Origin of the sequence: Kitasatospora nipponensis (assembly GCF_039528135.1) — a bacterium.
Taxonomy (GTDB): domain Bacteria; phylum Actinomycetota; class Actinomycetes; order Streptomycetales; family Streptomycetaceae; genus Kitasatospora; species Kitasatospora nipponensis.
Genome location: NZ_BAAALF010000303.1, coordinates 1 through 6,191 on the forward strand (window position 1 = coordinate 1; position 6,191 = coordinate 6,191).

General features: G+C 76.5%; 4 protein-coding genes. All 4 read right to left on the reverse strand.

Translation table 11 applies throughout. The features are described 5' to 3' along the window. Positions 1-100: 100 nt before the first annotated feature. Complete coding sequence (locus tag ABD323_RS38875) at positions 101-511, reverse strand: hypothetical protein (RefSeq protein WP_344446823.1); 411 nt, start codon at positions 509-511, stop codon at positions 101-103. Positions 512-765: 254 nt separating this feature from the next. Further along, positions 766-3,495 carry an NHLP bacteriocin export ABC transporter permease/ATPase subunit gene (locus ABD323_RS38880; RefSeq protein ID WP_344446824.1) on the reverse strand — a complete coding sequence of 910 codons (2,730 nt, stop codon included), beginning with the start codon at positions 3,493-3,495 and terminating at the stop codon, positions 766-768. A gap of 8 nt (positions 3,496-3,503) precedes the next feature. Beyond that, positions 3,504-5,735 (reverse strand): NHLP family bacteriocin export ABC transporter peptidase/permease/ATPase subunit, encoded by a 2,232-nt coding sequence (locus ABD323_RS38885; RefSeq protein WP_344446825.1) that lies wholly within the window; start codon positions 5,733-5,735, stop codon positions 3,504-3,506. Then, positions 5,732-6,085, reverse strand: coding sequence for a hypothetical protein (locus ABD323_RS38890; RefSeq protein WP_344446826.1), 354 nt, complete (start codon positions 6,083-6,085; stop codon positions 5,732-5,734). Before ABD323_RS38890 ends, ABD323_RS38885 begins: the two co-directional genes overlap by 4 nt. Positions 6,086-6,191: the final 106 nt, after the last annotated feature.

The window sequence follows — 6,191 nt, forward strand, 5'->3', positions numbered from 1 at the left end:
GTCACCACCATCCACCTGCTGCCCACCTTCGGCCGCGCACCCGCGGCCGCCGCCACTGTCCGGGCCGGTCAGGTCACCCGGCCTGGCCCACGCGAGCGGGTCAGATGGTCTCGCGACCGCCGCCGCCGGTGCCGCCGCCACCGCTGCAGCAGCAGCACGGGGTGCAGCAGCAGGAGATGGCCGTGTTGCCGCCGTCGCCGCCGGCGACCGCCTCCAGCTCGGCCTCCGACAGCTCCTGGGTCTCGATGACCGGCGAGGCCGGCACGAAGAGGGTGTAGACGCCGCTCTCGGCGCCCTTCTCCCACGCGGAGATCTGCGCCTCCAGGTCCGGCTCACCCGCGCCGTCCCGGACCAGCTCGACCCGGGCGCCCTCGGCGATCTCCATGCCGTAGTCGCTGAGCACCTCCACCGGCGAGGCCGCCAGCAGCTCGGCGAAGCTCTCGTCCGACCAGACCGTGGTCAGCAGTCGCGAGTAGTTGTTGACGAAGTTGTTCCTGGCCTGCGATTCCATGGGTATCTCCTTCTGTGGGGCACCCCGGACGGGAATTCGGTATTTCCGTCCGAATGTCGGTGCCGGGGAAATCATGACCACGCGGTGACCGCGCTGTCAATCGTCGGAATGGTTTTCCGTGAACCGGGGAAAACTCCGGAATTCGGGCGCGCGAAAGCACCGGACGGCCGTCGGAAAAGCCGACGGAAAAGTCCGTTCCGCGCACCTGCGACGCGCTTTTCGGCGCGTGCCGCAGCGGGGGGTGCCAGCCGGCCTCAGCCGGCCGGCCGGCGCCTGTTCAGCCGGTGGAACAGGCCCTGCCGGTCGGCCAGCAGCTCGGCCGGCGGGCCCAGCTGGGCGACCCGGCCGTGCTCCAGGACCAGCACCCGGTCCGCCTGCAGCACGGTGGAGAGCCGATGGGCGATCAGCACCCGGGTGGCCCTCAGTTCCTGGAGATTCCTGGTCACCGCCGCCTGGGTGGCGTTGTCGAGGGCGCTGGTGGCCTCGTCCAGCAGCAGGATGCGGGGCTCGCCGACCACCGCGCGGGCGATCAGCACCCGCTGCCGCTGGCCGGCCGAGAGCGTCGCCGCGCCGTCCTGAAGGACGGTGTCCAGCCCCATCGGCAGGGCGGCGACGTCCTGCTCCAATGCCGCCACCCGCACCGCCCGCCAGGCGTCCTCCAGGGTGTGTCCGCTGTTTCCGCAGATATTCGACAGAATGGATCCGGAGAAAAGCTGCCCGTCCTGGAGGACCACGCCGCACTGCCGTCGCACGGCCGCCGGATCGAGGGTCGCGAGATCGCGGCCGTCATACCGGACGACGCCGTGCGCGGGATCCTCGAATCCGATCAGCAGGCGCAGCAGGGTGGATTTCCCGCAGCCGGTCGCGCCGACCACCGCCAGGGATTCCCCGGGCTCCACCGTGAAGGACACGTCCGACAGTGCCGGCGGTCCCGCGCCGTACCCGAAGGCGAGCGAGGCGACCTCCAGGCGGCCGGACAGCCGGCCGGGGTCCACCCGCCGCGGGTCGTGCTCCACGGGCTCGGCCAGCGCCGGCTTCACCTCCGCCAGCAGCGGGGCGGCCGCCAGCGTGGACGCCACCGCCCCGATCAGCTGGTAGGCGCAGCCCAGCACGGTGCCGAAGGCGACGTAGAAGGCCAGGAACGCCCCGGTGCTCACCCGCGCCCCCGGCCCGCCGCTCACCGCGGCGAAGACGACCAGGACGGACAGCGGCGTGAAACCGGCGTTGAAGACGGTGACCGCGTTCTGCAGCCGGCGCAGCCGCACCTTGAGCCGCCGGGCCCGCACGAAGCGCTCCGCCCAGTGCTGGAAGGCGAACTCCTCGGCGGCGGCCACCCGCAGTTTGGGCAGCCCGTTCAGTAGCCGCACCAGCAGGTCGGACAGCGTGACCCCGACCCGCCACAGCTCCCGCTGACGCCGCATCTGCAGCACGACCAGCGGCAGGCAGACGGCGAAGGCCCCGCCCGCCAGCCCCAGGCCCAGCAGGCCCAGCCGCACGCTGTAGTGCAGCATCAGCGCCGCGTAGACGGTGCCCACCAGCAGGCTCTGCACCCCCATCACCACCGCGCCGGCCAGGATCTCGCCGGCCGCCGAGAGCCCCAGCGCGGCCTCGGCGAGTTCCCCGGAGCGGCGTGCGGCGAAGAAGCGCACCGGCAGGCGCAGCAGCCGGTCCCAGACCGCGGCCTGCAGCCGGCCCTCCCAGCGGCCCGCCAGCCGCAGCGCGGCCAGGCTCTGGGACAGCTGGAGGACCGCCGACAGGGTGGCCGCGGCGATCAGCAGGACGCCCAGGCGCAGCACCAGGTCGCTGCGGCCGGCCGGCACCAGCACCCCCAGGATCCGGCCGGTGGCGATCGGGGTGAGCAGGCCCAGCAGGGCGACCGCCAGCGAGCCGAGCACCAGCATCGCGAGGTCCGCGCCGGAGCCCCGGACACCGTGGCGCAGCAGCCGCACGACGCCGGCCGGCGCGGCGGGCAGCGCGGAGGTGAAGGTGATGCCGGTGCCCTCCAGGCCCTCGGCCACCGCCGGGGTGCAGCGGCGGCCGGTGCCGCCCAGCGGATCGACGAGCCGGTAGCCGCCGCGCCGGCGCAGCAGCGCCACCGGCCGGCCCACCGGCTCGCCCGCACCGGTCCTGCGGTGCACGAGCAGCGGCCCCAGGTCGGCGGTCCACCAGCGGCCGCCGAGCCGGACCTGCCGCCGGCGCAGCTGGGCGGCGTCCGCGATCCGGTCCAGGTCGTCGCCGTAGCCCTCCGCCGCGTCGGGGACCGTGAAGCCGGCCGCGCGGCCGATCAGCCGCACGGTCGCCAGGTACGGCTCGGCGGGGGCCGCGGCGCCGGTCGGCCGCAGGGTGCGCAGCGAGCGGTCGGCCCCCGCCTGCGCCTTCCGCCGGGCCGCGTGGCGCTCCGAGCGACGCCGGGCCGCGCGCTCCTCGGCCCGCTCCAGGTCGCGGCCGAGCCCGGCGAGGAGCCGGCGCTGCTCCGCGTACGCCTGCGCGAGGGTGTCGGCCTCCGCCCGCGGAGCCGGGTCGTGCTCCGCCGGGGATTCGCCGGTCGCGGGGGCCAGGGCGGCGCGGACGGCGGCGAGGCCGGCCCGCAGGGCGGGGGCGGCGGGTGCGGCGTCCGTCGGCGAGGCGTCCGCGGGGACGGCCCGCGCGGTCAGCTCGGCACCGGGCAGGGTCTGCAGCACCAGGCGGTAGCCGGCGGCGGCGTGGTCGCCGAGCAGGGCGTGGCCGGCCGGCAGCCGGCAGACGTGGTGCAGGCGGCCGGGAGGTTCGGTGTCGGTGGTGCCGGCGTCGTCCCGGCCCGCGTCGTCGTCGCCCGGGCCGCCGGCTTCGGGGTGGCGCTGGGCGAAGAGGTCGGCGGCGCCGCGCACGACGGTCCAGAGCGTGCCGGGCCCGTCGAGCACCGTCGAGCGCGGCGCGGCGGCGGGAACAGGGGTGGCGTCGGGGGCGTCGGGGGTCGCCGCGGTGCGCGTGGTGGTGGTGTCCATCGGCGGCCTCACCACTCCCGGACCAGGTCGGCGTAGTGGCCGGGCACCGCGGCGAGTTCCTCGTGGCGCCCGCGCTGCACGATCCGGCCCCGGTCCAGGACGATGATCTGGTCGCTGTCCCGGACGGTGGAGAGCCGGTGCGCGACGATGACGCAGGCGCAGCCGCGCCGGCGCAGGTTCCGGTCGATCAGCTGCTCCGTCTCGACGTCCAGGGCGCTGGTGGCCTCGTCCAGCACCAGCAGCGCGGGCGAGCCGACGAGTGCGCGGGCGAGTTCCAGCCGCTGGCGCTGGCCGCCGGAGAAGTTCCGGCCGCCGTCGGCCACCGGCGCGTCCAGACCGCCGGGACGGGCGGCGATCTCCTCGTCGAGCGCGGCGTCGCGCAGGGCCGCGCGCAGGGCCTCCTCGGGGACCGTGGGGTCCCAGAGGGTCAGGTTGTCGCGGACCGTGCCGCCGAAGAGCAGGATGTCCTGGTCGACCACGGCCAGGCCGGCGGCCCGGGTGGCCCGGGGCAGGCGGTGGCAGTCGGTGCCGTCCAGGGTGACCCGGCCGGTGGTGGGGGTGTGCAGCCCGGCGATCAGCCGCACGATGGTCGACTTGCCGTGCCCGGTGGCGCCCACCAGGGCGACCCGCTCGCCGGGCCGGACCTCGAAGGAGATCCCCGACAGCAGCTCGGGGCCCTGCGGGTGGTAGCCGAAGCCGACCCCCTCCAGCCGCAGCCGCCCGCTCGAGGCGGATCCGCCGGGAGCCCCGGCCCCGGCTCCGGCCGCCGAGCCGGTGGCCGGCTCCGCGAAGGCCGGGTCGGTCGGGTACCGCTCCACGTCCCGCAGCCGATGCAGGTCCGCCGCCAGGTCCTGCACCTTCGGCCCGAAGCGGACCAGCTGGGCGACCGGCCCGCTGAAGCCGGTGACCAGGGCCTGGAAGGCCACCAGCGCCCCGACCGTGAGCTGCCCGTCCGCCGCCCGCACGCCGCCGGCCAGCAGGATCAGCGCGCTGTTGAGGCCGGCCAGTAGGGCGACCCCGGCCCGCAGCACGGTACCGGTGGCCTCGATCCGCTGGCTGCCGGTCAGCAGCCTGGCCTGCACGCCCGACCAGCGCCGGAAGTGCTGGTGCTCCCAGCCACCCGCCTTCAGGGTCTCGATCGCCTGCAGCCCGTTGTACGAGACGCCGGCGAGCGCGGACCGGTCGGCCCGCAGCAGCGCGGTGGCGTCCCGGCGGCGGCGCATCGCCCAGCGCAGCAGGGCCACGTCCAGGGCCGCGAAGCCCAGGCTGAGCACCGTCAGCGCGGGGTCGTAGCGCCACAGCAGCAGGGCGTAGAGCGGGATCAGCGCGGTGCTGATGGCGGCCGACACCACGTCCCGGGAGAGCACCTCGGCCGCGCTCTCGTTCATCGCCACCCGGCCCGCCAGGTCGGCGGCGCCGCGCTGGGTGAAGAACCCGGTCGGCAGCCGCAGCAGCCGGCGCAGGAACCCCGCGTTGGTGTCCACGGTGGTGGTCGACTCGGCCCGCAGCAGCTGGCGCTGCTGGAGGTGGGTCAGGCCGGCCAGCGCCGCCGCCAGCACCAGCAGGGTGGCCACCAGGGCGGGGGCCAGGCCGGAGCGGTGGCTCAGCACGCCGTCCACCAGCAGCCGGATGCAGGCCGGCACCGCGGCCCCGACCGCCACCAGCAGCAGGCCGGCCAGCAGGACCAGCAGCAGCGCCCGGCGGTCGCGGGAGCGGACGGCCAGGTCGCGGAGCACCCGGGGACGGCTGCCGCCGCGCCGGAAGTCGGGACCGGGCCGGAAGGTCAGCACCACCCCGGTGTAGCTCGCGGCCAGCTCGGCGGCCGACACCCGGCGCCGCCCGCCGGCCGGGTCGTTGATCCAGTGCCCGCCGCGGCCGAGCCGGCGGGCCGGTCCCTCGTAGACCACGAAGTGGTTGAACTCCCAGAAGAGCACCGCCGGCAGCGGGACGTCGGCCAGGCCCGGCAGGTCGGTCTGCAGCCCGCGGGCCTCCAGGCCGTAGCCGCGCGCGGCCCGGACGATCGAGGCGGCCCGCGCGCCGTCCCGGGAGACCCCGCAGGCGGTGCGCAGCTCCTCCAGGCTGACCAGGCGGCCGTGCGAGGCCAGGACGCTGCCCAGCGCGGCCGCGCCGCACTCCACCGCCTCCAACTGCAGGACGGTGGGGGTGCGGCGGGTCCGTCGCCGGCGGGCGGGCCGGTCGGCCGGCGCCGGCCGGGCCGGTGGTGCGGGCTGGGCGGTCACGGGCGCTTCTCCTGGTGCGGGGACGGCGAAGTCCGTTGGGACGGCGGTGACTGCGGTGACTGCGGTGACGGTGAGGACTGCGGCGCGTGCGGCGGCTGCGAGGACGGTGAGGACGGCTGCGGTGACTGCGGTGACTGCGGTGACGGTGAGGACTGCGGCGCGTGCGGTGACCGCGGGGCCGCCGGGCCCGGCGCGGGTCCGCCGGCGGCGGCCAGGACGGCCGGCACCAGGGCGGCGCCCGCCACCAGCGCCACCAGCGCCAGTCCGGCCCGCCGCGGCGCGAGCCGGACCGGCTCCTCCAGTTCCTGCGCCGTCTGCCGGCTGCGCAGCGCGCTGACCCGGAACTCCACGGGCGGGGTCCTCTCGTCTGGATCTCGTCGAAATCAGCCGACCGGCCACCGGCCACCGGCCACCGGCCACCGGGACCGGCGGGGGCGGCTGCCGCGGGACGCTGCC